The organism is Nocardia sp. NPDC051900, assembly GCF_044452545.1.
Classification (GTDB): domain Bacteria; phylum Actinomycetota; class Actinomycetes; order Mycobacteriales; family Mycobacteriaceae; genus Nocardia; species Nocardia sichangensis.
Genome location: NZ_JBITBU010000013.1, coordinates 92207 through 117739, shown reverse-complemented (window position 1 = coordinate 117739; position 25533 = coordinate 92207). Strand labels below are relative to the sequence as shown.

Below are 25533 nucleotides of genomic sequence, written 5' to 3'. Positions count from 1 at the left end.
GGAGTCCAATGTCATACCGCAGGTGGTACTTCCGGAGGACCCGTCGCGGCGCAGGTCGGCGCGATAGTCGGGACATGTCCGAATCGATCGCAGCCCGCCGCCTGGAGACCGCCGAGCAGCATCGCCCGTCGCCTCCCCCACCACCCGCGCCCGCCCGGCTCGTCGCGTTGGACGTGCTACGCGGGATCGCGATTCTCGGCACCCTCGCCACCAACATCTGGATCATCACAAACCCGGAGGGGCTGGTCGGGTATCTGCACGACATGGGTGGCGAGGCCGGCGGATGGACGTGGACCGAGCGCGTGCTCCAGCAGCTGGCGCAGGGCAAGTTCCTCGGGCTGCTCACCGTCATGTTCGGCATCGGCCTGGCCATCCAGCGACGCTCCGCGACCAAGGCCGGGCGCCGCTGGCCGGGGAAGTACCCCTGGCGGGCGGGCTTGCTGTTCCTGGACGGTCTGGTCAACTTCGTTTTCGTCGCCGAGTTCGACGTCCTCATGGGGTACGCGGTGACCGGACTCGTGGTCGCATTCGTGCTCGCCACCGGTGCGCGGGCGCAGCGGCGCTGGCTGGTGGGCGCGGCGGCCGTGCACGTGTCGCTGTTGACGCTCATCGGGCTCGCTCTGGCGTTCGCGCCGAGCCAGGACGCGCAGGCGCGTCGTGCGCTGGACCCGAACCCGTATGCGGACGGCTCGTTCTGGGAGCTCGCGGCGTTCCGGCTCGGCAACGCCGGGCTGTTCCGGATGGAGACGATCTTCGTCTTCGCGATGTCGGTCGCGCTGTTCCTGACCGGCGCCCGGCTGTTCCGGGCGGGCGTGTTCGGCCCGGAAGGCGCGCGACTGCGCAAGCGGCTGATGATCTTCGGCTTCGGCGTCGCCGCGCCGATCGACCTGGGCGTCGGCATACTGGGCGGTGGCGACCTCATCCTGTTCACCCGGTACGGCAGCGCGCCGTTCGTCTCTCTGGGCATTCTGGCCGCGGTCGCCGAGTGGTACCTGCGGCGGCCCGGCGCCGGGTTCGCCGGGCGGCGGTTCACCGAGATCGGCCGCACCGCGCTCAGCTGCTACATCCTGCAGAACCTGGTGGCATCGATCCTCTGTTACGGCTGGGGTTTCGGACTCGCGGCGCGCGTCTCGCCCGATGACCGTGTCCCGTTCACCGTCGGTGTCTACGTGCTGGTATCGCTGATCATCGCTTGCGGAGCGCACCTGTGGCTACGACGCTTCGAGCGCGGGCCGGTGGAGTGGTTCTGGAACGTGAGTTTCCGAACGCTGGCGCGGGAACGCTGAAACGCCATGATGCCCGTATCCCCGGGCCGGGGATACGGGCGTGACCATGCCGACCGGCTCCGTTGTGGCGCAGGGCTTGTCGTACCCGCACATGCCGCGAAAATCCGGCGGCCCCGGCGCGCGGCGGCCGCTACCGTCGTGCTGTGACGCTCGCCGACCGCTACCCCTTGCTGCACACACCGGCTCACTGGGCGTGGGGCGACCTGGATGTCCGGTTCTCCACCACACTCCCGTCCGACGAACTGGTCACCAATATCCACGTCGTCTGTTTCGTCGGCGACGAGATCGTGCTCTGTCGCGACGATCGCGACGTCTGGCTGATTCCGGGCGGCACCAGGGAACGCGGCGAGTCGATCGACGCCTGCGTGCGCCGCGAACTGCGGGAGGAGGCGGGCGCACGCCCGGTCGGACCGATCCGATGGTTCGGCGCGCACCATGCGACGAGCAACGGTCCGGCACCGTATCGCGAGTGGCAGCCCCATCCACACAAGGCGTGGCTGTGGTGCACCGCGGACGTGGTGCTCGAATCCGCCCCGACCAATCCCGACGACGCCGAGCAGATCCTCGAGGTGTGCACCTTTCCCGTAGCCGAAGCGATGCGACGGGCCGGATCCGACGGCGAGCACCTGAGCGAACTGGTGGCATTGGCGGTCGAACTCCACCGGCCGGAGCGTCCCGAGTGATGTAGGCGGCCGGCCGCACATACTCGGCCGCCGCCCACCGGTGGGATCGGGGGAGAATCGAAGGATGGCAACGGCAACTTGGCACGGCCGCGTCCTCGCGACCAGCAATGACACCATCATCGTCGAGGGCAATCACTACTTCCCGCCGGACTCGATCCGGCCGGAGTTCTTCCAGCCCTCCGACACGCACAGCTACTGCCCGTGGAAGGGCACCGCCAGCTACTACACCGTAGTGGTCGACGGAGACAGCAACACCGACGCCGCCTGGTTCTACCCGGAGCCGAAGACCAAGGCCGCGCAGATCAAGGACTATGTCGCGTTCTGGCGCGGCGTCGAGGTGACGGAGAGCTGAGCGGCGTCTTTCGCTGCGAGCAATCGAGTGGCGAACTCATGATCGATGCCGGAATCCGGTCGTAGGCGCGGTGGTGCGGTGATCGGCGGGCCGGGGCGGCGGCTCGGACCGCACTGCCCCGGCGAACGGCGGCAATCGGAGGAATCGGGAATACCGCCTGCGCGAAACCGATACGCTCATCCCAGGATTCAGCGCGAGTGTCTCAGCCGGGAGCATCCCATGATGAAGGCTCTGGTCACCAACGGCTTCTCGATGGCGCCTGGCGGCGCGGCGGACGAACCGGCGCGAGCGGGTGTCGCGCTGCTCCGGCCAGGGGTGCTGGCTTTCGCCGGATCGGTCGGTCCGACGGAGTTACACGCGCATCACGCGGTGCAGATCGTCGCCGCGAGCACGCCGATCGTGGTGGTGGACGGTAGCGGCGTCCGCAAGCAGGGCACCCACGTCATCGTGCCGACCGACGCACCGCACCGGATCGACGTAGGCGCCGCGCACGGCACGGCCGTCTACCTCGACCCCGAGACGGCCGCCGGTGCGGCGGCGGATCGCAGAGCGCACCTCAACGGCTGGGTCGACAGCGCCGACGCCCTCGGCATCACCGCCGGTGGTGGAGACCTGACCGCTCAGGTCACCGCGGTGGTCGACGATCTGCTGCCGCAGGACGGCGCGTCCGGCGCGAGCGAGCGGCACGCGGTGATCACGGCGGCCCTGCAACTGCTGCCCGCACTCGTGCGCACCGGGTCGGTGCGGGGCGCGGATGTCGCACGACAGTTGGGTATTCCCGCGCCCCGACTGTCCCACCTGTTCACCGAGCAGATGGGAATTCCGTTGCGCCGCTATATCCTCTGGCTGCGGCTGCACATAGCGCGGACCCGCGCGCTGGCCGGAGACGACCTCGCGGCCGCCGCGCACGCGGCCGGTTTCTCCGATGGCGCGGATCTCACCCGCACCTGCCGCCGGACGTTCGGGCTGTCTCCATCGGTGCTCAGCCGTACCAGCGAATCGGTCCCGGACGCATAGCGGCCGGGACGGCTCGCGTTCCGTATCAGTCCGCCGGACGGGACTCGACGTAATAGTCCGCCGAGATCGTCTTCAGCATCTGCCGCACGCCGAGTGGCGCCCATACCGCGGAGGGGTCGTGCCGCACGACCGGATCGGTCAGCTCGACCACATGGCCGCGGGTTTCCAGGGCGAAACCACCCGCCGCGCAGATGTTCTTGACCCAGTCGACATTCCGGCCGTACGTCAGCGCGATCCGGTAGGCGCCGTCCTGCTCGAAGACCATGACCGGGGTGCGGTAGGACCGGCCCGACTTCCTGCCCTTGTGCAGCACGATGCCGAACCCGGGCGCGCGTCCCGCGACCAGCCCCGCGGTCGGATTGGTGACATGCCGGTTGAAATTCGCCAGTGCGTGCGGAAGCACCATGGGCGGCGATCCTCTCTCCCTGTGGCCTGCGGTGTTCACGTTACTCTCGACCCATGTCCGCTCCGCCGCCTCATCGCGAGCCGCCCCACACCGGAGATCCGAGCGCGGAAACGATCGCCATCTACGATGCGGCGGGCAACCCGGTGGGGGCCGCCGAGCGGGCCACGGTCTACCGCGACGGATTGTGGCACGCCAGCGCGGGGGTGCTTCTGCGCTCCGGTGACGGCGAGCGCGTCTACGTGCACCGCCGCACCGACACCAAGCTCGTTTTCGCGAGCATGCACGACTGCCTGGCCGGTGGTGTGGTCGCGCCGGGCGAAGCGCCGCGCGAGACGGCCCTGCGCGAACTGGCCGAAGAACTGGGCGTCACGCCGAACCCCGCCGACGTCTCGCCCGAACCGCTGGCGACGGTCTCCTGGGACGGCGAATGGGCCGGTCGGCCGATGCGGTGTCATCTGTTCGCGTACGAGTCGCGCTACGACGGGCCGGTTCGCCACCAACCCGACGAGATCGCCGCGGGATGGTGGTGGACCGACGCCGAACTGCTGGCGCGTCTGGCCGATCCGGACTGGCCGTTCGTCCCGGACACCCGCCTGCTGATCACGGATCTGCTGGTCGGCGCCCGGTCAGCGGCAGACGACGGGACGAGGCCCTGATCAGCTGGACGAGGCGACGGAGGCTGCCCAAGCGGCGAACGCGCCGGGATTGCGTGTCTGCAACAGCACCCGGCCGGGGCCGGTGAAATCGAAGACGAAACCCTCGCCGGACTTCAACGACTGGATCGATCGACCCGAGACCGCTCGCCGGATGCTGAAATTCATCGCCAGGTCGTAGGCGACCACGTGCCCGGTGTCGATCGTGATCGGCTCGCCCGGTTGCAGATCGATCACATCGATCGCCCCGAAGACGCCCACCACGATCTCACCCTCGCCGTGCGCGCGCAGACCGAATCCGCCTTCGCCGCCGAACAGATTGGCGAACCCGCCCCACTTGCTCTCCACCTGCACACCGTGCGAATTGGCGATCCATCCCCCGCGGCTGATGAAGAAAGGCCGATCCGGCGTGATCTGCAAGTTCAACATGTCGCCGGGAAGCGCGGGCGCCACGTCGACCCACCCGCCCTGCGGCGGCGCGGTGAAAGTCGAGACGAAGAACGACTCCCCGGCCAGCACCGACCGCTTCAGTCCGGCCAGGATGCCGCCCTCGGCCTTGGCCTGCAACGTGACTCCCGCCGAATGAGCCACCATGGCGCCGCTCTCGACCCGCATCGGCTCGCCCCCGGCGAGAAAGCACCGCGCGACGGCGGCGGCGGGACTGTGGCGCAGTTGTACTTTCATGTCCGCCGACCCTACCGCCGAATCCCCCACGGCGGGAACGGGTGTCAGAGCAGATCGCGCAGTGCGTCGTCGTCTCGGGCCACCACCGCCCCGCCGTCCGCGGTGAGCACGATCGGCCGCTGGATCAGCCCGGGATGTTCGACCAGCGCTTCGATCCAACGGTCCCGGTCCGCGGCGGTCCGCGCCCAGCTCGCCATGCCGAGGTCCTTGGCGATCTGTTCGCCGGTGCGGGTGATGTCCCAGGGTTCGGCGTCCAGCCGCCGCAACACCTCACGCAGCTCGGCGGCCGTCGGCGGCTGGTCCAGATACTTGCGCACGGTGTAGTCGACACCGGCGTCGTTCAGGAACGCGGTGGCGTTGCGGCTCTTGCTGCACCGCGGGTTGTGCCAGATCTCGGTCTGCCCGGAAGTCATGTACGCAGGGTACCGAGGACGTGCACCCGGGCCGCCCGGCGCCCACTGGCGGATCTCGGACGTCGCGCCGCCGAGCGCCGCGTGTGCTCCGATACTGGAAGCCATGACTGAGCACGCGTCGCCCGAAAACCCCTACGGCACACCGACCACATCCGGTCCCGAGCGCATCCCTTCATATCAGGGCGTGATGAATCGGGTCGTGCGCGCGCTGCTGCGTGTACCCGGGCTGTCCGGCGTCGTCGGCAAGCGGCTGATGATCCTGCACGTCGTCGGGCGCAAGTCGGGGAAGGTCTACGACGTGCCGCTGGCCTACACCCGGCACGGCGACACTCTGCTGATCGGCACCGCCCTGCGCCCGTGGGTGAAGAACCTGCGGGCGGGCGATCCGGTGCGGGCCTCCTTCGGCGGCGAGCCGCGCACCTTCGACCCGGTGGTCCACACCTCCGAGGCCGACGTGCTGCGGCTCTACGAGATCGTCGCGCGGGACAACAAGCAGAACGCCAAGTACAACGGCATCGGCTTCACCGCCGACGGTTCACCCTCCAAGGCCGATATCTACCAGACCTGGCAGCAGGGCGGCGTCGTGGTGGAACTGACGCCGCACTGAGCGGCCGGTCAGCTCGCGACGTAGCCGTCGGCCACGTCGAGCACTTCGTCGACGATCTCGAGGCCGGTGCGCAGTTCGTCGGCCGTCGTGGTCAGCGGCGGCGCGATCTGAAAGCGATTGCCCGCGTTGAACGGCCACAGCCCGCGCGCCTTGGCCGCGGCGGTGACCGCGGCCATCGGCTCGGCGTCCGCGCCCGCCGCCGCGAACGGGATCAGCGGCTGTCTGCTGCGCTGGTCCCGGACCAGTTCCAGCGCCCAGAAGAAGCCGAGTCCACGGACCTCGCCGACGCTCGGATGACGACCGGCGAGTTCGCGCAGGCCTTTTCCGAGCACATCGGCGCCCACCGCCCGTACGTGATCGAGGATTCCTTCGCGCTCGAAGACCGCGATCGAGGCGACACCCGCCGCGCAGGCCAGCGGGTGACCCGCGTAGGTGAGACCGCCCGGATACACCACATGGTCGTAGCGCTGCGCGATCCGCTCGGCCATGAGCACGCCACCGAGCGGGACGTAGCCGGAGTTCACCCCCTTGGCGAAAGTGATGATGTCCGGCTCGACGCCGAACGCCTGTACCGCGAACCATTCGCCCACCCGTCCGAATCCGACCATCACCTCATCGGCGATGTAGACGATGCCGAACTCGTCGCACAGCGCTCGCACGCCGGCCAGATAACCGGGCGGCGGGACGAGCACACCGTTGGTGCCGACCACCGTCTCCAAAATCAACCCCGCGATGTGCTGCGGGCCCTCGAGCTCGATGACCTGCCGCAGGTGCCGCAGCGCGGCGGCCGTCTCTTCCTCGGGAGTCGTCGTGCCCCATGGTGACCGGTAGGGGTAGGGGCCGAAGAACCGCACCACGTCGACGTTCGTCGGTTCCGCGCCCCAGCGGCGCGGTTCCCCGGTCAAGCCGATCGCGACGCCCGTGCCGCCGTGGTAGGAGCGGTAGGCGGCGAGCATTTTCGTCCGCCCGGTGTAGCTTCGCGCCAAACGCACCGCGTGCTCGACGGCCTCGGCGCCGCCGGTGGTGAACAGGATCCGGTTCAGCTCGCCGGGAGCCCGCTCGACGATCAGCCTGGCCAGTTCGCTGCGGACGTCGTTGCCGACCGTCGGCGAGATGGTCGCCAACCGCTGCGCTTGGGCGACGATCGCCGCGACGATGTCCGGATGCTGGTGGCCGATGTTCACGTTGACCAGCTGGGAGGAGAAGTCCAGATAGCGCTTGCCGGTGTCGTCCCAGAAGTAGGAGCCGAACGCCCCGGTGATCGGAGCCGGGTTCAATTCGGCCTGCGCGCTCCAGGGATAGAAGACGTGATCGGCCACGCTAGTCGCTCCCTTCGGTCGACTTGGTCGTGGTCACGAGGGAAGCGAGACGAGGCAGCACCGATTCACCGTACGCCGCCAAAGTCGCGTTCTTCGCGTCGTGCTGGAGATAGACGGCGAACTGGTCCACACCGAGCCTTTCCAGCTCCCGCAACCGGGACAGCTGGTCGTCGGGCGTGCCCAGCAGGCAGAAGCGGTCCACGATGGCGTCGGGCACGTACTCGGCATGGACATTGCCCGCGCGTCCGTGCAGGTTGTAGTCGTAGCCGCGCCTGCCTTCGATGTAGTCCGTGAGGGCAGCCGGGATGTCGCCTGCCGTACCGTATCTCGCCACCATCTCCGCCACGTGGTTGCCGACCATCCCGCCGAACCATCGGCACTGTTGCCGCGCGTGCGCCTGCGCCGCGTCCGTCCCGTCGGTGACATAAGCGGGTGCGGCGACGCAGATCCGCACCGACGCCGGGTCCCGGCCCGCGCGCTCGGCCGCGGCGCGCACCCGGGCGACGGTCCATGCCGTGATGTCGGGGTCGGCCAGTTGCAGGATGAATCCGTCGGCCACGGCACCGGTCAGCTCGAGTGCGCGTGGCCCGTAGCCCGCCACCCACACGTCCAACCGGGAGTCGGCCGCCCACGGCAACCGCACGACCGTGTCGTCCACTCGCGCGCCGCGACCGTTGCCCAGTTCGCGGATCACCTCGATCGATCGGCGCAGCGTGGCCAGCGTGGCGGGCTTGCCGCCCAGCGTGCGCACGGCCGAGTCGCCGCGGCCGATCCCGCATACGGTGCGATTGCCGAACATCTCGTTGAGCGTGGCGAAGGTCGACGCGGTCACCGTCCAGTCCCGGGTGGCCGGGTTCGTCACCATCGGACCGACCATGATCTTGCGGGTGGCGGCCAGAATCTGGCTGTAGATGACATAGGGCTCCTGCCAGAGCAGATGCGAGTCGAAGGTCCAGACGTGGGAGAACCCATATGTCTCCGCGAGCCTGGCCAGTTCGATCACACGCGAGGCCGGGGGCGTGCATTGCAGCACCACACCGATGTCCATGCGGCACTTCTCCGTTCCGAGGATCGAAAGTCAGATCAGGTTCTGCGCGAGTCCACGCGCGACGAACCGGCCGTGCCCCGCGTGCCCGAGGTAGCCGCCGTCGTCCACGACGACCCGGCCCCGGGACAGCACCGTGTCGACGTGACCGTCGATCTCGAATCCCTCGTAGGCCGAGTAGTCCATGTTCATGTGGTGGGTCTTGCCGAGACCGATGCTGGTGTGGCCGTCCGGGTCGTAGATGACGATGTCGGCGTCCGCTCCCGGGCTGATCACCCCTTTGCGCGGGTACATGCCGAACATCCGGGCCGGGGTGGTGCAGCAGACCTCGACCCAGCGTTCCAGCGGGATCCGGCCGGACCGGACGCCCTGGAACATCAGATCCATCCGATGCTCGACGCCGCCGATGCCGTTGGGGATCTTGCTGAAGTCGCCGATCCCCATCTCCTTCTGGCCCTTCATGCAGAACGGACAGTGATCGGTGCCGACGGCCGTGACGTCGCCGGTGCGCAGGTAGCGCCACAGCTTGTCCTGATGTCCTTCGGCCTTCGATCGCAGCGGCGTGGAGCACACCCATTTGGCGCCTTCGAAACCCGGCGCGCCGAGCTGATCCTCGAGCGAGAGATACAGGTACTGCGGGCAGGTCTCGCCGAAGACGTTGCGCCCGGCGTCGCGGGCGGCGGCGATCTGAGCCAGCGCCTGCTCGGCCGACACGTGCACGACGTACAGCGGCACGCCGGTCAATTCGGCCAGCATGATCGCGCGGTGGGTGGCCTCCTCCTCGAGCTGCCACGGTCGGGTCGTGCCGTGGAAGTACGGCGCGTTGTCCCCTCGCGCGAGCGCCTGTTCGACCAGCACATCGATGGCTATCCCGTTCTCCGCGTGCATCATCACCAGCGCGCCGAGTTCCGCCGCTGACTGCATGGCGCGCAGGATCTGGCCGTCGGTGGAGTAGAAGACACCCGGGTAGGCCATGAAGAGCTTGAAGCTGGTGACGCCCTCGGCCACCAATTCGCTCATGCCCTTCAAGGATTCGTCGTCGACGTCGCCGATGATCTGATGGAAGCCGTAGTCGATCGCGCACTGCCCGGCCGCTTTCGCGTGCCAGGCGGCCAGCGTGTCCTGAACCCGTTCCCCTTGCCGCTGGACGACGAAGTCGATGATGGTGGTGGTGCCGCCCCACGCGGCCGCGCGGGTGCCGGTCTCGAAGGTGTCGGAGGCCTCGGTCCCGCCGAAGGGCATCTGCATGTGGGTGTGACCGTCCACGCCGCCGGGGATGACGTATCTGCCGGTCGCGTCGAGCACGCGATCGGCGGACGCGGCGAGATCCGCGCCCAGCGCGACGGAGCCCGGCCGCAGGACGGCGGCGATGGTCTCGCCGTCGACGAGCACGTCGAGCGGCTGCGCTCCGGTGGCGGAGACCACCGTGCCACCGTGGATGAAGGTGCGCGCCATGTCGTTCTCCCCGGTCTCAGGGGGCCACCAGCGGCCCGTAGGCGTCGGGGCGGCGATCGCGGTAGAAGGCCCAGCGGTCGCGCACCACCTTGATCAGGTCCATGTCCAGATCACGGACGACCAGCTCGGGGTCGGTATCGGAGGCGACCTCGCCGACGAACTTGCCTTCGGGGTCGACGAAGTAGCTGGTGCCGTAGAAGTCGTCGTCGCCGTACTCCTCGGCGCCGACCCGATTGATGGCACCGATGTAGTACTCGTTGGCTACCGCGGCCGCCGGCTGTTCCAGTCTCCAGAGGTAACCGGACAAGCCGCGCGACGTGGCCGACGGATTGAACACGAGTTCCGCACCGGCGAGGGCCAGCGCGCGCCACCCCTCCGGGAAGTGCCGGTCGTAGCAGATGTACACGCCGACCTTGCCCACCGCCGTGTCGAACACCGGCCAGCCCAGGTTGCCCGGCCGGAAATAGAACTTCTCCCAGAACCCGTGCACGTGCGGAAGGTGGTGTTTGCGGTACTTGCCGAGATAGCTGCCGTCGGCGTCGATCACCGCCGCCGTGTTGTACAGCAGACCCGGCTGTTCCTGCTCGTACACCGGCAGGATCATCACCAGGCGCAATTCTTTCGCCAGTTCCGCGAATCGTTCCGTCGTCGGCCCCGGGACGGATTCGGCGTAGTCGTAGAACTCCGTGTCCTGCCGCTGGCAGAAATACGGGGCGTAGAACAGTTCTTGGAAGCAGATCACCGCGGCTCCGTGCGCGGCGGCGCGGCGCGCGTAATTCTCGTGCGCCGCGAGCATCGACTCCTTGTCACCGGTCCAGTTCGTTTGGACCAGCGCCGCTCGAACGATTCCCATGCCTCGTTATACGTCACCCGGAACCTGTTCCGTTGTCCGACGAGTGCCTGGAGGCATTTTGTAGCCAATCCGTGGCAACCGCGGTTACGGCGGCATCCCGACCTGCCCGTGCTCGAGTAATCGAGCCGTACTCCCCCACTTGGTCGGGCGAGATGGAATGATTCGCGCTGCATCGTCCGGTGCGCAACCCCGAGTGAAGGAGATTTTCAGCGGTGAGCAGCGAAGTGCAAGCGCGAGAACTCGTCGACGGCCGGCGCACGGGGCGCCGGGGCGTGCCGTGGCGATCGCTGCGGATCCTCGGGGTCCTCGTCGTCGGCGCGGCGCTGGTCGCGTCCGCGACCGGTGTCGTCTCGGCGACCCCGTCGCCTGCTCGGGAGCAGGGCCCGGCCGGCTGTGGCGTACCGACCGCGGGGCAGCCGAACGGTAAGCAGTGGCCCGCCGAACCCGGCATGACCATCGATCCCAACGCGCAATACACGGCGACGCTGATCACCACTTGCGGCACCGTGACCGTCGCCTTGGACGCCGCCCGCGCACCGCGCACCGTCAACTCGTTCGCGTTCCTGGCCGGAGAACGGTACTTCGACCACACGAGGTGCCACCGGATCACCACCGACGGCATCTACGTCCTGCAGTGCGGCGACCCCACCGCGACCGGCATGGGCGGCCCCGGCTATCAATTCCCCGACGAGAACCTGGCGGGCGCTACCTACCCGGCGGGCACGATCGCGATGGCGAACGCGGGCCCCGGCACCAACGGCAGCCAGTTCTTCCTGGTCTACCGGGACGCGCCGCTGCCGCCGAACTACACCCCGTTCGGCCGGGTCACCGCGGGCATGGACGTGCTGAACGCCATCGCCGCCGCCGGAGTCAAGGACGGCTCGTCCGACGGCGCACCGGCCGCCGACGTGGTGCTCGATTCCGTCGCCGTCCGCAACTGAATTCCGGACGACCATGGTGGCGGCGACGATCGGACGCCGCCACCTTGGTCGTCCCGGGGGGCTCGAACGAATCGGTCAGGACACCGCGGCGCGCCGACGCAGCAGCAGCGCCATCGCCGGCTCGACGAACCGGCTGACGACCGGCCCGAGCACCGCCATCAACAGCACGTAGGTTGTGGCCAGCGCGGCGAATTCGGCGGGGACCGCGCCAGCGGCCACCGCGAGACCCGCGATGACGATCGAGAACTCGCCGTGGGCGACCAGGGCGGTGCCCGCCCGCGCACGGCCCAAGCGGCCCGCACCGGCCCGCTTGGCCGCCCACCATCCGGTGGCGATCTTGCTGGCCGTCGTGACCAGTGCCAGCAGGCACGCCCAGCCCAGCACCGGCGGAATGCTCGTCGGGTCGGTGCTCAGGCCGAACAGCACGAAGAACAGTGCGGCGAACAGGTCGCGCAGAGGTTCCAGGAGCTTGGTGGCGTTGTGCGCGGTGGAGTCCGAGATCGCGATGCCGAGCAGGAACGCGCCGACCGCCGCGGACACTTGCACAGCGGAGGCCGCGCCCGCCACCAGCAGCGCGGAACCCAGCAGCTTCAACAGGAAGATCTCGCGGTCGGCGCTGTCGACGATCGCGGAAACGTAGCGGCCGTAGCGCAGCGCGACGATCAGCACGACCGTGACCGCCGCCAGGGCGATGGCCAGCGTCTTCAGTCCGGCGAGGAAACCGACTCCGGCCAGCACCGCGGTCAGCACCGGCAGGTATCCGGCCATCACCAGGTCCTCGAACACCAGGATGGACAGGATCACCGGCGTTTCCCGGTTACCGAGCCTGCCCAGATCGTTGAGCACCTTCGCGACGATGCCGGAGGACGAGATGTAGGTGACCCCGGCCATCGCGATGGCGCCGGTGAACCCCCAGCCGAGCCCGAGCGCGACGAGCACACCCGGCGTCGCGTTGAGCACGATGTCCACCACGCCCGCGGCCCACGATCGGCGCATGCCCGTGACCAGTTCCGGAGCGCTGTATTCCAGGCCGAGCAGCAACAACAGCAGGACGACGCCGATTTCGCTGGCGAGATGGATGAAGTCGTCCACCTGCCGCAACTCGACGAGGCCACCGGTGCCGAACACCAGTCCGCCGATCAGATACAGCGGGATGGGCGACATGCCGATGCGCGCGGCGATCCGCCCGAGCAGGCCGAGGCCGAAGAACACCGCGCCCAGCTGGATCAGCGCGAGCGCGGTCTCGTGTGCGACCATGCGCTCAGCCGTCTAACAGGATCTTGGCGGCGGCCTCGAGGCCCTCCACCGTGCCGACGACGACCAGCACGTCTCCAGCGGTGAAGGTGAAGTCCGGCCCCGGCGAGGGAATCGGCTGGCCACTGCGGACCACGGCGACGATGGACGCCTTCGTCCGGGTGCGCATCTGAGTTTCGCCCAGCCTGCGTCCGTCGAAGCGGGAGCGGTCCGGGATGGAGAGCTGCCGGGTGGTCAGTCCGGTGAACTCGCGGTGTTCCTCGCGCAGTTGTTCGACCAGTTGCGGCGCGCCGAGCAGACTGGCCAGCACGGCCGCCTCCTTCCCCGACAGCGGTACCTGCTCGGTCTCGTCGGGGTTGTCCGGCTTGCTCACGATGAGGTCCATCGTGCCGTCGCGATGGTCGATCACCCCTATCCGGCGTCGTGTATTGGTCAGCGGAAAATCCTTGCGCACACCTATACCCGGCAGGGGTGTCACCTCAACATTCACGACCTCACCCTATCGACCCACCCGTTACGACCCGTCGACGGGTGACCGAATTGTCCGTATTTCTCGCCGTTTCCGCACGCCACTCCGGCCTTGCGAGTTGGACCACGGTTCACCGCCCGTGGTAAGAGAAATGACGTGTCCCGTTCATGCCTCCGTCGCCGAGCCGTTGGATTCCGTTTCCGCGACGACCGCGCCGCGCGAGTCCGGTGACGGTCGCCCGAGCGGTGAATCGGTTGCTCCGGCCGGGTGCGGTCGCCACCGCGGCGGCCGTCCCGCGGGCGGGCGCCGGCGGGTACCGGCACGATCTGGACGGGCTGCGCGGCGTGGCGATCGCGCTGGTGGTGGCGTTCCACATCTGGTTCGGCCGAGTGTCGGGCGGCGTGGACGTGTTCTTGGCGCTGTCCGGGTTCTTCTTCACCGGCTCGCTGCTGCGCGGCGTGGCGGCCACCGGCACGGTCCGTGTCGCGCACACCGCTCGCCGGCTCGCCCGCCGATTACTGCCCGCCCTGGTCACGCTTCTGGCGGCCGTGGTCACGGCGACCGTGCTGCTTCGCCCGTTCACCCAGTGGGGCGAGATGGCGGCGCAGACGCTGGCGTCGCTGCTGTACTACCAGAACTGGTATCTGGCGCTGTCCTGGTCGGACTACCTGGCCGCCGATCCGTCGGTGAGCCCGTTGCAGCATCTGTGGTCGATGGCGGTGCAGATGCAGTTCTACCTGCTCGCGCTGATCGTCGTGGCGTCGGTCGCTGGCCTGTGCCTGCGTTTCGCTCGTCCGGGGGCAGTGCGTCCGGCCTTGGCGATCGTGCTCGCCGCGGGCGCGGTGGCCTCGTTCGTCTACGCCGCGCACGGTACCGCGGTGCATCAGGGCTGGAACTACTACGACAGTTTCGCCCGCGCCTGGGAACTCCTCGCCGGGGCGCTGCTGGCGATCGTCGCGCCCTGGCTGTCACCGCCGCGTTCGGTGCGGGTCGCGGCCGCCGTCCTCGGCGCGGTCGCGGTGCTCACGTGCGGTTGGTTGATCGACGGCGCCGATCGGTTCCCCGGTCCCGCCGCCCTGGTGCCAGTCGGGGCCACACTGGCGCTGATCGTCGCGGGCGGCGGTCTCGCCGCCGCCGATCAGCCACTACCGAACCGGCTGCTCGGCGCACCGGCCGCGGTGCGCCTCGGCGAACTGTCCTACGCGCTGTATCTGTGGCACTGGCCGATCCTGATCTTCGTCCTGGCGCGGACCGGAGCCGCGACCGCGGGACTCGGCGTGGGTCTGGGCGTCGTCGGGGCGTCGCTGGTACTCGCCCACCTGACCAACCGGTTCATCGAGCAGCCGCTACGAATGCGGTCCGGTCGTCCGGCCGGAAAGACGCCCGCCCGAGGACGCCGCACCGGCCGGCTGGTCGCGGCGCTCGGCATCGCGGTACTCGCGGCGGCGCTGGGCGAGCAGGTGGTGACCAAGGCGAATCCGCCGCGAGCGGTGGCCGGGCTGGACTCGGCGCGCTATCCCGGCGCGGAAGCACTGGTCAACGGCGTGAGCGCGCCCGATGCTCCGATGCGGCCGAGCATGTACGAAGCGCCGGCGGACGCGGCCTACCCCTCGCGCGACGGCTGCATCGCGGACTGGGATACCCGCGAGGTCATCACCTGCACCTACGGCGACGCCGCCGCGGAGCGCACCATCGCGGTGGTGGGCAGCTCGCATGCCGAGCACTGGGTGCCCGCGCTCGACCTGCTCGCCCGCGAGCACTCCTTCCGGGTCGAGGTCTACCTGAAGATGGGCTGCCCGCTGACCGTGGCGGCGGAACCGATGTACAAGGGTGAAGCGAATCCGGACTGCCGCGACTGGTCTGTGGAGGTGATCGACCGCCTGGGCGTCGAACGCCCGGAGTGGGTGTTCACGACAGCGACCCGCCCTCGTGACGGCGCGGGTGACGAGACCCCGGCCGACTATCTGGACGTCTGGACCCGCCTGGCCGACCGCGGACTCAACGTGCTCGCCATCCGTGACACGCCGTGGCTGCGCCGCGACGGCGTGCGGTACCGGGCCATCGATTGCCTCGCCCAGCACGGCGACCGGATCAGCTGCGGGATGCCGCGCGCGGAGGCGCTGAACCCGGTCGATCCGGCGCTGGAGTTCGCCGCCTCGTTCCCCAACGTGTTCCCGCTGGACCTGTCCGACGCGCTGTGCGAACGCGACGTGTGCGCGGTCACCGAGGGCAACGTCCTGATCTACCACGACGAGCATCACCTCACCGCCAGCTATTCACGGTCGCTGGCACCGGAACTCGGCAGGCAGTTGTCGCCGATCCTCGGCTGGTGGTGAGCCGGAACCGGATCAGTTCAGCCGCAACATGTCCGGCCAGGCTCGCGACCACGGCACGAGCGGCTGCGCGCAGCGCCAGACAGTGACGCCGCGGGTGACCCCCGGGAACCCGAGACGAGCGTCGACTTGCCCGATCGGGGTCACCTCGGCGCAGTGCGCGCGCACATCGGCCTCGGTGCCGCCCACCCACAGCACCGTCGTCGCCGTGTCCGGCGGGGTGCCGAAGTAGCCGAAGCCGCGATTCGGACTGAAGACGGCGGGCAGGCCATGCGTCGCGCGCGCGAGGTCCAAGGCGCTTGCCTGCCAATAGGAATCGGCGATCACCACGGCCGAAGCCCGCTCCGGCTCCGGCAGCGCCGCGTAGGCCGCCGCGGTCCCGGCCGCGAGTTCGGACCAGCCGAACCGCCCGTAGACCGCGATCTCCAGCCCCGCCTGGGCTTGGGTGTCGACCGGGTCGATGTCGGATTCCGGGCGCAGGGGAAGCGAGAAAATCACCAGCGCAACGGATATCGCGGCCACCGCAACGGTGAGGATCACACGCGATCGCCGCCGGTTCTCCATCCACCGCACCGCACCGACCGCGATCAGCGCTCCGTAGCAACCCGCCGCATAGTACGGTCGTCCACCGGTCGCGATGAAGACCACGATCAGCACCAACGGCAGGACACCGAGAAACCGGTACGGCCGCAAGCTTTCGGCACGAAACAGGGTCCACACCCCGTACACCAGCAGCAATCCACCGATCAATCCGGCGGAGGCGAGCGCGAGCGGCAGCCAGATGTAGCGCCCGCCGATCGTGGCCTGCTCCGCGGCGACCACACCACCCAGACGCAGCTGCGGCCACCCGTGCGCCGCCTGCCACACCAGGCTGGGTACCGAGGTGAGGACGACGATCGCGGCGCCGCACCACAGGGCGGGGCGGCGCAGCAACTCACGCGGTCCGTAGATCGCCACCCCGATCACCAGTGCGAACCAGAAGAAGGGAATCAGCCACTTGACCTGCATATCCACCGCGGTGAACAGCGCCGAGGCCAGCAGCAAGCCGTCGTGGCGGGTGCGGACCCAGCGGATCACCAGCCAGCTCACCACCACCCACAACGCCGTGTCGATCGTATTGGTGGCCAGCTGATCACCCTGGACCAGCAGGAACGGCGAGGTGGCATACGCGGCCGCGGCCAGCACCTGCGCCGGGCGAGCGCCTCCGAACTCCCTGGCGATCTGGGCGGTCACCACCACCGCGGCCACGGTGACGAGCACGGCCGGAAGACGCAGTGCCACCAGTGAATCCGGGGCGAGCAGATCCGTCATCCGCGCGATCGCGGGTAGCAGCGGCCCCTGATCGGCGTAGCCGACCGCGAGCCTGCGGCCCGCCGCGACGAAATACAGCTCGTCGCCGAAGAATCCGTACCGCTCGGTGGAAACCAGCAGCGCCACCGCGCCCAGCGCCGCCACTGCGCCGACTCCGCCGAAGGCGAACGAGGGCAACGGTGTCGTGGCATCGTCCCGGCGCCGCTGGGTGTCCAGTACCTCAGTCATCCTTATCCGCTTTCCGGGTCGCCGTGTCGAACAACCGGCACACGTGTGCCGCGTACGCGTCCATCGCGAAGTCCTGTTCCCGGACCGCCCGTCCGGCGGCGCCATCGATGGCGTCGCGGATGGACTTCGCCATCAAGAGCGGATCGAACTCGCCGAACTCGCCGGTGCGCTGCCCTTCGGTGAGGATGTCGACCAGCGGCGCGATGATGTCGCGTTCACCGTCGGCGGAGGCGAACTTCGGGTTGCCGTCCGCGTCCCGCAGATTCGTCACCACCTCGACCAGCGCCGCCACATACGTGGTGTTCGCATCGATGAAACCGAGGTTCGATTCGAGGTAGGCCAGCAGGCTCGCGCGCGGTCCGGCCGCCGCGCCGACCCGTGGCGCGATGTACTCCGCGGCCGAGACGTAGAGCTGGACCACCAGCTGCGTCATCAGATCGTCCTTCCCCTCGAAGTGATACGAGATGACGCCCTTGGAGATGCCCGCGCGCTCGGCGATCCGCGCCAGCGAAGCATTCGCGTACCCGACCTCGGAGATCACCTCCACCGCGGAGGCGATGATCTGCCGCCGTCGCGCCTCTTCGATGAAAGACCGCCGTTGGCCACTCGTACTGTTTTCTGGCCGCATGGTCAAATTTTAGCACGGGCGGACTGTAGGCCTGCTGATGAGCGACGACGTTCGAATGGAGCGCCGTCGAGAGTCATCCGGATACGAGTGGCGCGGCCGTCGCCGTGCACCGTCACCTGCGCCCTGGACAGCGAAAGGGCCGCGTCTCCGGGGAGACGCGGCCCATCGTGGTCGGCGCAACCTTTACAGGTACTGACCGGTGTTCGACTCGGTGTCGATGGCGCGGCTGGCACTGGCGTTCTTTCCGGTGACCAGCGTGCGGATGTAGACGATCCGCTCGCCCTTCTTACCCGAGATGCGTGCCCAGTCGTCCGGATTCGTGGTGTTGGGCAGGTCCTCGTTCTCGGAGAACTCGTCCACGATCGAATCGTAGAGATGCTGGATGCGCAGACCCGGGTTGCCCGTGTCGAGCACCGCCTTGATGGCGTACTTCTTGGAGCGGTCCACGATGTTCTGGATCATGGCGCCGGAGTTGAAGTCCTTGAAGTACAGGACCTCCTTGTCACCGTTGGCGTAGGTGACCTCCAGGAAGCGATTGTCCTCGCTCTCGGCGTACATCCGGTCGACGACGCGTTCGATCATGGCGTTGATGCACAAGAGCTTGTCGCCGCCGAACTCGGCCAGGTCGTCGTCGTGCAGCGGCAACTCCTTGGTGAGGTACTTCGAGAAGATGTCCTGCGCCGACTCCGCGTCCGGACGCTCGATCTTGATCTTCACGTCCAGGCGGCCCGGCCGCAGGATCGCGGGATCGATCATGTCCTCACGGTTGGAGGCGCCGATCACGATGACGTTCTCCAGGCCCTCGACACCATCGATCTCCGACAGCAGCTGCGGCACCACCGTGGTCTCGACATCGGAGGAGACGCCGGAGCCGCGGGTGCGGAAGATGGAATCCATCTCGTCGAAGAACACGATCACCGGCGTGCCCTCGGACGCCTTCTCGCGGGCCCGCTGGAAGATGATCCGGATGTGACGCTCGGTCTCACCCACGAACTTGTTGAGCAGCTCGGGGCCCTTGATGTTCAGGAAGAACGACTTGGCTTCCTTGGCATCCTCACCGCGCGCCTCGGCGATCTTCTTGGCCAGCGAGTTGGCCACCGCCTTGGCGATGAGCGTCTTACCGCAGCCGGGGGGACCGTAGAGCAGCACACCCTTCGGCGGACGCAGCGCGTACTCGCGGAAGAGGTCCTTGTGCAGGAACGGCAGCTCCACCGCGTCGCGGATCTGCTCGATCTGCCTGCCGAGACCGCCGATGTCGCTGTAGTCGACGTCGGGCACCTCTTCCAGCACGAGGTCCTCGACCTCGGCCTTGGGGATGCGCTCGAAGGCGAAACCGGCCTTGGTGTCGACCAGCAGCGAGTCGCCCGGCCGCAGCTTGCGGATGGGGGAATCGGGATCGTCGAGGTCGTCCATCTCGGCGACCTTCGCCAGCGGGCCTGCCAGCCACACCACACGCTCCTCGTCGGCATGGCCGACGACCAGGGCGCGACGACCGTCGTCGAGGATCTCCCGGAGGGTGCCGATCTCGCCGACCGCGTCGTAGTGCCCGGCCTCGACGACCGTGAGCGCCTCGTTGAGGCGGACGGTCTGACCGTATTCGAGCGTCGAGGTCTCGATGTTCGGTGAACACGTCAACCGCATCTTGCGACCCGAAGTGAACACGTCGACCGTCTGATCGTCGTACACACCGATCAGAATGCCGTATCCGCTCGGCGGCTGACCCAGCCGATCGACCTCCTCACGCAGCGCGACCAGCTGCTGGCGCGCTTCCTTGAGGGTGTCCATCAGCTTCGTGTTGCGAATGGTCAGCGAATCGATGCGGGCTTCCAATTCCCGTGTGCGATCCGGCGAATCGGCGAGTTGCCTTCGGAGTGCAGCCGCCTCGGCGCGCACTGCCTCGAGCTCTCTCCAGGCCGCCGAATCCGAATTCTCGATGGGGCTCATGTGCTGCTCCTCCCAGTCCCGGTCTATCAACGCTACCGGGCGCGACCCGTTCTCGCTTTCCGACATGGTTTCGTGGTGATCACATCTGGGCCGCGATCGGCGGCCGGATCACCATGTTAGCCTGCCCTAATCCGACCCTGGCGAGCCTCCTCGCCGCTCGAGCCGAAAGGTTGCCGACCATGCTCCTTCCCGCGAGAACCCTGCGTTTTTCCCTCGTCACCGCCGCGGCGGCGCTGGCCATCTCCGGCGCGGTGGCGGCGTGCGGCTCCGACGACGACTCCACCGGCGCGGCGACCTCGGCCGCCACCAGCACCGCCGCGTCGGGTACCCACGATCACTCCGCCCATGCGACCGGTGCGCCGACCGCCGATACCTTGCAGGCCGTGCTGGTAAAGCTCACCGATCCGACTGTACCCACCCCCGAGAAGGCCAAGCTGATCGTCAACGGTGAAAAGCGCACAGCGAACATCGACCAGATGAACAAGGGCCTGCAGGGCTACGCGCTCACCTTCGCCGTCGCCGACATCACCACCCAGGGCAACACCGCGAACGCGCAGGTGACCATCACCTCCCCGCATGGCGCCGCCCCCGCCGTGCCGCTGAGCTGGGAAAACGTCGACGGCACCTGGAAGCTGACGGACGCGAGCGGCTGTCTGCTGCTCGGCTTCGCGCAGGCGCCCTGCGTCCCGGCCTGAGTCGGCCACCACCTCGCCCGCCCGGCCGCGCTCAGCCCTTCGAGGGCCTGCGCTGCGGCTTGGGCGTGACGGTGCCCTCGGCGAGCCTGCGGGCGCTGACCAGGAAGGCGGTGTGACCCTGCATGCGATGCTCGGGCCGCACGGCGAGGCCGACCACATGCCACGGTCGCACCAGCGACTCCCAGGAGCGTGGCTCGGTCCAGCACTCCTGCTCGCGCAGCGCTTCGACCACTTTCGACAGCTGGGTGACGGTGGCCACATAGACGATCAGCACGCCGCCCGGCACGAGCGCCTTGGACACCGCAGGTAGCGCATCCCACGGCGCGAGCATGTCCAGTACCGCGCGATCCACCGGCTCCCCGGTGTAGTCGGCCACGTCACCCACGGTCAGCGACCAGTTCGCCGGCCGCTCGCCGAAAAACGTCTCGACGTTGCGGATCGCGTGCTCTGCGTGGTCGGCGCGGATCTCGTAGGACACCACCTGCCCCTGCGGCCCCACCGCCCGCAGCAGCGAGCAGGTCAGCGCACCGGACCCCGCGCCGGCTTCCAGCACACGCGCGCCGGGGAACATGTCGCCCTCGTGCACGATCTGCGCGGCGTCCTTCGGGTAGATCACCGCGGCGCCGCGCGGCATGGACAGCACGTAGTCGATCAGCAGCGGACGCAGTGCGAGGTAGGGCGTGCCGTTGGTGGAATGCACCACGCTGCCCTCGTCGGCGCCGATGAGGCTGTCGTGCTTGATCCCGCCGCGATGGGTGTGGAATTCCTTGCCCGGCTCCAAGACCACCGTGTACAGGCGTCCTTTGGCATCGGTCAGCTGCACCCGGTCACCGATGGTGAATGGCCCGGTCCGTCTGGCCGTCATGAATCTCCGTTCCACTTGTCGGAATCGTGCTGTGACGCACCGGCGTGTCGGTGCCGCCGGATAGCCTGCCAGGTATGTGCTCGCCCGTGTCCACGCCCCCTGCCGACGACGCGCGGACCGCCCGGCCCGATCCGACGGCCACCCGCGCCCGGCCCGCGCTCTCGCCTTCCCGGGCAATGGATTTCAAGCAGTGTCCGCTGAAATACCGCTTCCGCGCGATCGATCGGATACCGGAGCGGCCTTCGGTGCACGCGGTGCGCGGCACGGTGGTGCACGCGGTGCTGGAGGACCTCTACGGGCTGCCCGCGGCCGAGCGGGTGCCCGAGCGCGCCGAGGCCCTGGTGCCGACGGCGTGGGCGCGGGTGCACGCCCAACAGCCGGAGGTGGCGGAACTGGTCGCCGCGGGGCAACTCGACGCGTTCCTCGAGGAGGTGCGCGCGCTGGTGCGCCGCTACTACCGGCTGGAGGATCCGACCCGGTTCGATCCGGAGTCGCGCGAAGCGCGGGTGGAGGTGGAACTGGCCGACGGCGCACCGCTGCGTGGGTTCGTCGACCGGATCGACCTCGCGCCAAGCGGCGCCCTGCGCGTCGTGGACTACAAGACCGGCCGCGCGCCGGGGCCGACGCAAGAGACCAAAGCGCTGTTCCAGTTGAAGTTCTATGCGCTGGTCGTACTGCGCACCCGCGGCCTGGTGCCCGCCCAGCTGCGGCTGATCTACCTCGCCGACGAGCAGATCCTCACCTACGCCCCCGAGGAGCAGGAGTTGCTGCGCTTCGAGCGCACGCTCTCGGCACTGTGGGCGGCCATTCTCGAGGCGGGGCGCACCGGGGACTTCCAGCCGAACACCAGCTGGCTGTGCTCGTACTGCGACTACAAGCCTTTGTGCCCGGCATTCGGCGGCACGCCGCCGCCCTACCCTGGCTGGCCGACCGGCGGCGTCACCGAATCCCCGGACGAGACCCTGGCCGAAGCCGTCTCGGACTGACGAGCTAGTGGCCCAGCGCGGCCACCAGGAAGTCCAATGACGTCCCGCGCTCGCCGAGCAGGAAAACCGCTCCGATCAGGACCACGACCAGTACCGCGTCGCCCGCGATGATGAACAGGTTTCGTATCCGCGTCCACGCCGTGCCGCGCGCGGGGACACCGTCGGCCGCCGGGGTGGTCGCTCGTCGGCCCGGCTCCGCCGCGGCCTTCTCGTCGTTGATCCTGTCCGACACGCCCGACAGTCTTCCCGATGAGGCCGGTGGTTTCGAGCCGACCCGCGTATTCGGCCGGTGAACATTTCCCGAACGGCGGGCCGCCCGGCCCCGATGTCCAGGACCGGGCGACATCGCGTGCCCGAGTTTCGGCTGCGTATCCATAGGGCCGACGCTCAGGCGGTGAAATTGTGGAACAGCAGCACCGAGAGTCCGAGACCCACCGCGAGATTCACGACCGCCGCGGACCCGAACACCACGACCGGCCGCCAGCCCGCTTCCCGCAGTCCGCGCAGCGAGAACTCCAAGCCGATGGAGACGAACGCAAAGATCAGGAACCAGGTGCGGAGATCGTTGATGATCGCGATGTGCGCCGCACCGGACTTCTTGTCCACCGCCTGCAGGTACAGCGTGCCGATGACCGAGGCGGCGATGAAGCCGAGCACGAACTTCGGGAACCGCTCCCAGAACTGGCGCGGCGAGGGCCGCACCGCACCGGGCGCCCGCTCGACGCGCAGCGTGAAGTACGCGGTCAGCGCGATGGCGACCACACCGATCAGCGCGTTCTGCGTGGTCTTGACGATGGTGGCGATCTGCAGCGCCTTCTCCCCCGCGATCGCGCCGGAGGCCGCGACCGCCGCCGTGGTGTCGATATTGCCGCCGATCCAGGCGCCCGCGACCGCGTCCGACAAGCCGAGCTCCTCCGCCAGCCACGGCAGCAGGAAGATCGAGGGCAACGCGAAGACGATCACCAGCGAGGCCGCGTAGGCGATCTGCTCGCGCCGCGCTTGCACCGCGCCCGCCGCGGCGATAGCCGCGCTGACACCGCAGATCGACACCGCCGAGGACAGCAGCGCGCGCAGCTTGTCGTCCAGCCCGAGGCGTCCGCCCAGCCACCAGGTGAAGCCGAACACGGCCGTGATCAGCAGCAGCGCTTGCAGGATCGACGGACCCGCCGCGGTGACCAGGACCTTCAGGTTGATCGAAGCGCCGAGCAGCACCACGCCGGTCTTGATGAAGAATTCGGTGCGGAAACCCGCCGAAAGCCGGTCGCGCAGTGCGAGTTTGCTCAGCACGACATTGCCGAGCAGACCAAGGGCGATGGCGTACACCGGGTATTCGACGGACTTGGCGACGCGCTGGAACGGAGTGCCCACTGCCCACTGCGGGACGTGTGTCTCGAAGTAGCGGGTGAGGGCGCCGAGCACGATCACGACCGCGATACCGGCCGCGATGGTCCCGGCGGTCGGCCGGGACGTCGCCTGCACCGCTTCCGTCTCGGATGACGGGATTCCGCCGGGCGCGGCCACGCCGGAATCCTTGTCCGCCAGAGCCTTCGATTCCTTCGCCGATTCGGCGCCGGTCTCGGCCATCACGGCACCAGCCAATCCGGAATCGCGCCGAGCAGGACCAGCGCGATCAGGATCAGCCCGGCGATCGCCGCCAGCCAGTCCTCGTTCCAGGTGAATGTGCTGCCCGACTGCTCCTCGGGTGGTGACTGTGACACGGGGGCTCCTTGCGTTTCCTCATCGAGAGGCCGCACGGTAGCAACCCCCGGTCACAGGGCACACCGATTGCGCTCAGCCTGAACGAATCAGGCGTATCGGACGAATCCGGCGTTCAGAATGCGCGGCAGGAGCGGATGTCCGTGGCCAGGATGGCTTTCGCGCCCAGATCGGCCAGCTTGTCCATCAACTCGTTGCTCTGCTTGCGCGGCACCAGTGCGCGCACCGCGACCCAGCCGGTGTCGGCCAGCGGCGCCACGGTCGGCGATTCCAACCCGGGGGTGATGACGAACGCCTCGTCGAGCAAATCCTTCGGGCAGTCGTAGTCCAGCATGACGTACTGCTGGGCGAAGACCACGCCCTGGATCCGGGCGACGAGCTGATTCCGTGCCCGGTCGCCGCGATCGGCGTCCTTGCGCTCGACCAGCACACCCTCGGAGTCGCACAGCGATTCACCGAACGCGACGAGGTTGTGCTGGCGCAGCGTGCGCCCGGAACCGACGACGTCGGCGATGGCGTCGGCGACGCCGAGCTGGATGGAGATCTCCACCGCGCCGTCGAGGCGGATCACCTCGGCCTCGATGCCGCGGCCGCGCAGATCGTCGAGCACCAGGTTCGGGTAGGACGTGGCGATGCGCTTGTCGGCGAGGTCCTCGACCTTCCACTCCCGTCCGGCCGGGGCGGCGTAACGGAAGGTGGAGCGGCCGAAGCCGAGGGCGAGCCGTTCCTGCACCGGTGCGCCGGAATCGAGGGCGAGATCACGACCGGTGATGCCGAGATCCAGCTCCCCGGAACCGACGTAGATCGCGATGTCCTTGGGCCGCAGAAAGAAGAACTCGACCTGGTTGGCCGGGTCGAGCACGGTCAGATCGCGGGAATCCGTGCGCTTGCGGTAGCCCGCCTCGGAGAGGATCGAGACGGCGGATTCGGAGAGGGCGCCTTTGTTGGGGACTGCGACGCGCAGCATGGAGGGAGTCCTTTCGGGAGGAGAAACGGGGTGTCGGACGGCCGTCATCACAGATGTCGGTACACGTCTTCGAGCTTCAGCCCGCGACCCACCATCAGCACCTGCACCCAATACAGCAGCTGGGAGATCTCCTCGGCGAGCGACTCGTCGCTCTCGTGTTCGGCGGCCAGCCACACTTCACCGGCCTCCTCGAGCACCTTCTTACCCTGGGTATGCACGCCTGCGTCCAGCGCGGCAACGGTTCCGGACCCCTCGGGGCGGTTGACCGCACGATCCTGCAGTTCGGCGAACAGGGATTCGAAGTTCTTCACGATGAGCCATTGTTTCAGACCCGGATGCGGGTCTGTTGCTCCGGCCCAGGATGGCCGGCAACGGCGACCGCCCGGTTCCTCCACCCCTGACCGGGCGCGGAGGAACCGGGCG

At 68.6% G+C, this 25533-nt stretch carries 28 protein-coding genes; 10 read left to right on the top strand and 18 right to left on the bottom strand.

All coding sequences use genetic code 11. The features are described from left to right. Nucleotides 1-74 precede the first annotated feature (74 nt). From ACIA5H_RS22780 to ACIA5H_RS22765, 4 genes are all read left to right on the top strand, one after another. Nucleotides 75-1286, top strand: coding sequence for a DUF418 domain-containing protein (locus ACIA5H_RS22780; protein WP_397077279.1), 1212 nt, complete (start codon nucleotides 75-77; stop codon nucleotides 1284-1286). A gap of 143 nt (nucleotides 1287-1429) precedes the next feature. After that, nucleotides 1430-1969, top strand: coding sequence for an NUDIX hydrolase (locus ACIA5H_RS22775; protein ID WP_397077278.1), 540 nt, complete (start codon nucleotides 1430-1432; stop codon nucleotides 1967-1969). Between the two features lie 64 nt (nucleotides 1970-2033). Beyond that, a complete protein-coding gene (locus ACIA5H_RS22770) occupies nucleotides 2034-2321 on the top strand; it encodes a DUF427 domain-containing protein (RefSeq protein ID WP_355077552.1) in 288 nt (95 codons plus the stop codon). Nucleotides 2322-2540: 219 nt separating this feature from the next. Next, nucleotides 2541-3338 (top strand): helix-turn-helix domain-containing protein, encoded by a 798-nt coding sequence (locus tag ACIA5H_RS22765; protein WP_397077277.1) that lies wholly within the window; start codon nucleotides 2541-2543, stop codon nucleotides 3336-3338. Between the two features lie 25 nt (nucleotides 3339-3363). Here the strand turns inward: ACIA5H_RS22765 and ACIA5H_RS22760 are convergent, their stop codons facing one another. Further along, on the bottom strand, nucleotides 3364-3744 hold the full coding sequence (locus ACIA5H_RS22760; protein ID WP_355077548.1) for a nitroreductase family deazaflavin-dependent oxidoreductase: 381 nt from the start codon (nucleotides 3742-3744) through the stop codon (nucleotides 3364-3366). Nucleotides 3745-3797: 53 nt separating this feature from the next. On the opposite strand from ACIA5H_RS22760, the gene ACIA5H_RS22755 reads away from it, so the two are divergent. Then, entirely contained in the window at nucleotides 3798-4400 is a 603-nt protein-coding gene (locus ACIA5H_RS22755; protein ID WP_356962051.1) for an NUDIX domain-containing protein, read from the top strand. On the opposite strand, the gene ACIA5H_RS22750 is transcribed toward ACIA5H_RS22755, so the two are convergent. Further along, nucleotides 4401-5081 carry a TIGR00266 family protein gene (locus ACIA5H_RS22750; protein ID WP_195080044.1) on the bottom strand — a complete coding sequence of 227 codons (681 nt, stop codon included), beginning with the start codon at nucleotides 5079-5081 and terminating at the stop codon, nucleotides 4401-4403. 44 nt (nucleotides 5082-5125) lie between these two features. Beyond that, nucleotides 5126-5494 carry an arsenate reductase family protein gene (locus tag ACIA5H_RS22745; protein ID WP_364428320.1) on the bottom strand — a complete coding sequence of 123 codons (369 nt, stop codon included), beginning with the start codon at nucleotides 5492-5494 and terminating at the stop codon, nucleotides 5126-5128. A gap of 103 nt (nucleotides 5495-5597) precedes the next feature. Here ACIA5H_RS22745 and ACIA5H_RS22740 point away from each other — a divergent pair, with 103 nt between their 5' ends. Continuing rightward, nucleotides 5598-6101, top strand: coding sequence for a nitroreductase/quinone reductase family protein (locus ACIA5H_RS22740; protein ID WP_356962048.1), 504 nt, complete (start codon nucleotides 5598-5600; stop codon nucleotides 6099-6101). 8 nt (nucleotides 6102-6109) lie between these two features. On the opposite strand, the gene ACIA5H_RS22735 is transcribed toward ACIA5H_RS22740, so the two are convergent. Genes ACIA5H_RS22735 through ACIA5H_RS22720 form a run of 4 tightly spaced genes read right to left on the bottom strand, consistent with a single transcriptional unit; the run spans nucleotide 6110 to nucleotide 10773 of the window. After that, nucleotides 6110-7420, bottom strand: a complete 1311-nt coding sequence (locus ACIA5H_RS22735; protein WP_355077538.1) for an aspartate aminotransferase family protein — start codon at nucleotides 7418-7420, stop codon at nucleotides 6110-6112. Between the two features lies 1 nt (nucleotide 7421). After that, on the bottom strand, nucleotides 7422-8468 hold the full coding sequence (locus ACIA5H_RS22730) for a TIGR03842 family LLM class F420-dependent oxidoreductase (protein WP_397077276.1): 1047 nt from the start codon (nucleotides 8466-8468) through the stop codon (nucleotides 7422-7424). Between the two features lie 30 nt (nucleotides 8469-8498). Continuing rightward, entirely contained in the window at nucleotides 8499-9920 is a 1422-nt protein-coding gene (gene hydA / locus ACIA5H_RS22725) for a dihydropyrimidinase (RefSeq protein WP_379251746.1), read from the bottom strand. Between the two features lie 16 nt (nucleotides 9921-9936). Next, nucleotides 9937-10773, bottom strand: coding sequence for a nitrilase-related carbon-nitrogen hydrolase (locus tag ACIA5H_RS22720; RefSeq protein WP_355077532.1), 837 nt, complete (start codon nucleotides 10771-10773; stop codon nucleotides 9937-9939). Nucleotides 10774-10985: 212 nt separating this feature from the next. Here ACIA5H_RS22720 and ACIA5H_RS22715 point away from each other — a divergent pair, with 212 nt between their 5' ends. Next, nucleotides 10986-11714, top strand: coding sequence for a peptidylprolyl isomerase (locus tag ACIA5H_RS22715; RefSeq protein WP_379251747.1), 729 nt, complete (start codon nucleotides 10986-10988; stop codon nucleotides 11712-11714). A 75-nt stretch (nucleotides 11715-11789) separates the two neighbouring features. On the opposite strand, the gene ACIA5H_RS22710 is transcribed toward ACIA5H_RS22715, so the two are convergent. Together ACIA5H_RS22710 and ACIA5H_RS22705 are read right to left on the bottom strand one after the other, a co-directional pair. Continuing rightward, on the bottom strand, nucleotides 11790-12971 hold the full coding sequence (locus ACIA5H_RS22710) for a cation:proton antiporter (RefSeq protein WP_355077528.1): 1182 nt from the start codon (nucleotides 12969-12971) through the stop codon (nucleotides 11790-11792). A gap of 4 nt (nucleotides 12972-12975) precedes the next feature. Next, nucleotides 12976-13458, bottom strand: a complete 483-nt coding sequence (locus ACIA5H_RS22705) for a TrkA C-terminal domain-containing protein (protein WP_355077526.1) — start codon at nucleotides 13456-13458, stop codon at nucleotides 12976-12978. Nucleotides 13459-13682: 224 nt separating this feature from the next. On the opposite strand from ACIA5H_RS22705, the gene ACIA5H_RS22700 reads away from it, so the two are divergent. Beyond that, nucleotides 13683-15773 carry an acyltransferase family protein gene (locus ACIA5H_RS22700; RefSeq protein ID WP_397077275.1) on the top strand — a complete coding sequence of 697 codons (2091 nt, stop codon included), beginning with the start codon at nucleotides 13683-13685 and terminating at the stop codon, nucleotides 15771-15773. Nucleotides 15774-15785: 12 nt separating this feature from the next. Here the strand turns inward: ACIA5H_RS22700 and ACIA5H_RS22695 are convergent, their stop codons facing one another. The 3 genes from ACIA5H_RS22695 to arc form a co-directional block, all read right to left on the bottom strand. Beyond that, on the bottom strand, nucleotides 15786-17309 hold the full coding sequence (locus tag ACIA5H_RS22695) for an ArnT family glycosyltransferase (protein WP_397077274.1): 1524 nt from the start codon (nucleotides 17307-17309) through the stop codon (nucleotides 15786-15788). Beyond that, complete coding sequence (locus ACIA5H_RS22690; protein ID WP_379251750.1) at nucleotides 17302-17937, bottom strand: TetR/AcrR family transcriptional regulator; 636 nt, start codon at nucleotides 17935-17937, stop codon at nucleotides 17302-17304. Before ACIA5H_RS22690 ends, ACIA5H_RS22695 begins: the two co-directional genes overlap by 8 nt. A 183-nt stretch (nucleotides 17938-18120) precedes the next feature. Then, on the bottom strand, nucleotides 18121-19881 hold the full coding sequence (gene arc, locus ACIA5H_RS22685; RefSeq protein ID WP_355077520.1) for a proteasome ATPase: 1761 nt from the start codon (nucleotides 19879-19881) through the stop codon (nucleotides 18121-18123). A 179-nt stretch (nucleotides 19882-20060) separates the two neighbouring features. Here arc and ACIA5H_RS22680 point away from each other — a divergent pair, with 179 nt between their 5' ends. Further along, complete coding sequence (locus ACIA5H_RS22680) at nucleotides 20061-20576, top strand: hypothetical protein (RefSeq protein ID WP_364428346.1); 516 nt, start codon at nucleotides 20061-20063, stop codon at nucleotides 20574-20576. Between the two features lie 31 nt (nucleotides 20577-20607). Here ACIA5H_RS22680 and ACIA5H_RS22675 read toward each other — a convergent pair whose 3' ends face one another. Next, the gene (locus ACIA5H_RS22675) at nucleotides 20608-21441 is read right to left on the bottom strand and encodes a tRNA (adenine-N1)-methyltransferase (protein ID WP_355077516.1); all 834 of its coding nucleotides are present in this window, start codon (nucleotides 21439-21441) and stop codon (nucleotides 20608-20610) included. Nucleotides 21442-21515: 74 nt separating this feature from the next. Between ACIA5H_RS22675 and ACIA5H_RS22670 the strand changes: the two genes are divergently transcribed. Next, nucleotides 21516-22427, top strand: a complete 912-nt coding sequence (locus tag ACIA5H_RS22670) for a RecB family exonuclease (protein ID WP_397077273.1) — start codon at nucleotides 21516-21518, stop codon at nucleotides 22425-22427. A gap of 4 nt (nucleotides 22428-22431) precedes the next feature. On the opposite strand, the gene ACIA5H_RS22665 is transcribed toward ACIA5H_RS22670, so the two are convergent. The 5 genes from ACIA5H_RS22665 to ACIA5H_RS22645 form a co-directional block, all read right to left on the bottom strand. Further along, nucleotides 22432-22659 carry a hypothetical protein gene (locus ACIA5H_RS22665; RefSeq protein ID WP_355077513.1) on the bottom strand — a complete coding sequence of 76 codons (228 nt, stop codon included), beginning with the start codon at nucleotides 22657-22659 and terminating at the stop codon, nucleotides 22432-22434. A 155-nt stretch (nucleotides 22660-22814) separates the two neighbouring features. Continuing rightward, nucleotides 22815-24011 (bottom strand): YeiH family protein, encoded by a 1197-nt coding sequence (locus tag ACIA5H_RS22660; protein WP_379251753.1) that lies wholly within the window; start codon nucleotides 24009-24011, stop codon nucleotides 22815-22817. Then, a complete protein-coding gene (locus tag ACIA5H_RS22655; protein ID WP_355077510.1) occupies nucleotides 24011-24145 on the bottom strand; it encodes a hypothetical protein in 135 nt (44 codons plus the stop codon). Before ACIA5H_RS22655 ends, ACIA5H_RS22660 begins: the two co-directional genes overlap by 1 nt. 113 nt (nucleotides 24146-24258) lie before the next feature. Next, nucleotides 24259-25110 (bottom strand): ATP phosphoribosyltransferase, encoded by an 852-nt coding sequence (gene hisG, locus ACIA5H_RS22650; RefSeq protein ID WP_379251754.1) that lies wholly within the window; start codon nucleotides 25108-25110, stop codon nucleotides 24259-24261. A 47-nt stretch (nucleotides 25111-25157) separates the two neighbouring features. Next, on the bottom strand, nucleotides 25158-25421 hold the full coding sequence (locus ACIA5H_RS22645; RefSeq protein WP_039798430.1) for a phosphoribosyl-ATP diphosphatase: 264 nt from the start codon (nucleotides 25419-25421) through the stop codon (nucleotides 25158-25160). Nucleotides 25422-25533 lie beyond the last annotated feature (112 nt).

Coding starts and splice junctions, on each gene's coding strand:
- ACIA5H_RS22755 (WP_356962051.1), top strand. CDS start 3,798: ATGTCCGCTCCGCCGCCTCATCGCGAGCCGCCCCACACCGGAGATCCG.
- ACIA5H_RS22730 (WP_397077276.1), bottom strand. CDS start 8,468: ATGGACATCGGTGTGGTGCTGCAATGCACGCCCCCGGCCTCGCGTGTG.
- ACIA5H_RS22690 (WP_379251750.1), bottom strand. CDS start 17,937: ATGCGGCCAGAAAACAGTACGAGTGGCCAACGGCGGTCTTTCATCGAA.
- arc (WP_355077520.1), bottom strand. CDS start 19,881: ATGAGCCCCATCGAGAATTCGGATTCGGCGGCCTGGAGAGAGCTCGAG.
- ACIA5H_RS22670 (WP_397077273.1), top strand. CDS start 21,516: ATGTGCTCGCCCGTGTCCACGCCCCCTGCCGACGACGCGCGGACCGCC.
- ACIA5H_RS22710 (WP_355077528.1), bottom strand. CDS start 12,971: ATGGTCGCACACGAGACCGCGCTCGCGCTGATCCAGCTGGGCGCGGTG.
- ACIA5H_RS22760 (WP_355077548.1), bottom strand. CDS start 3,744: ATGGTGCTTCCGCACGCACTGGCGAATTTCAACCGGCATGTCACCAAT.
- hydA (WP_379251746.1), bottom strand. CDS start 9,920: ATGGCGCGCACCTTCATCCACGGTGGCACGGTGGTCTCCGCCACCGGA.
- ACIA5H_RS22740 (WP_356962048.1), top strand. CDS start 5,598: ATGACTGAGCACGCGTCGCCCGAAAACCCCTACGGCACACCGACCACA.
- ACIA5H_RS22660 (WP_379251753.1), bottom strand. CDS start 24,011: ATGGCCGAGACCGGCGCCGAATCGGCGAAGGAATCGAAGGCTCTGGCG.
- ACIA5H_RS22720 (WP_355077532.1), bottom strand. CDS start 10,773: ATGGGAATCGTTCGAGCGGCGCTGGTCCAAACGAACTGGACCGGTGAC.
- ACIA5H_RS22695 (WP_397077274.1), bottom strand. CDS start 17,309: ATGACTGAGGTACTGGACACCCAGCGGCGCCGGGACGATGCCACGACA.
- ACIA5H_RS22675 (WP_355077516.1), bottom strand. CDS start 21,441: ATGACGGCCAGACGGACCGGGCCATTCACCATCGGTGACCGGGTGCAG.
- ACIA5H_RS22680 (WP_364428346.1), top strand. CDS start 20,061: ATGCTCCTTCCCGCGAGAACCCTGCGTTTTTCCCTCGTCACCGCCGCG.
- ACIA5H_RS22745 (WP_364428320.1), bottom strand. CDS start 5,494: ATGACTTCCGGGCAGACCGAGATCTGGCACAACCCGCGGTGCAGCAAG.
- ACIA5H_RS22780 (WP_397077279.1), top strand. CDS start 75: ATGTCCGAATCGATCGCAGCCCGCCGCCTGGAGACCGCCGAGCAGCAT.
- ACIA5H_RS22750 (WP_195080044.1), bottom strand. CDS start 5,081: ATGAAAGTACAACTGCGCCACAGTCCCGCCGCCGCCGTCGCGCGGTGC.
- ACIA5H_RS22770 (WP_355077552.1), top strand. CDS start 2,034: ATGGCAACGGCAACTTGGCACGGCCGCGTCCTCGCGACCAGCAATGAC.
- ACIA5H_RS22765 (WP_397077277.1), top strand. CDS start 2,541: ATGATGAAGGCTCTGGTCACCAACGGCTTCTCGATGGCGCCTGGCGGC.
- hisG (WP_379251754.1), bottom strand. CDS start 25,110: ATGCTGCGCGTCGCAGTCCCCAACAAAGGCGCCCTCTCCGAATCCGCC.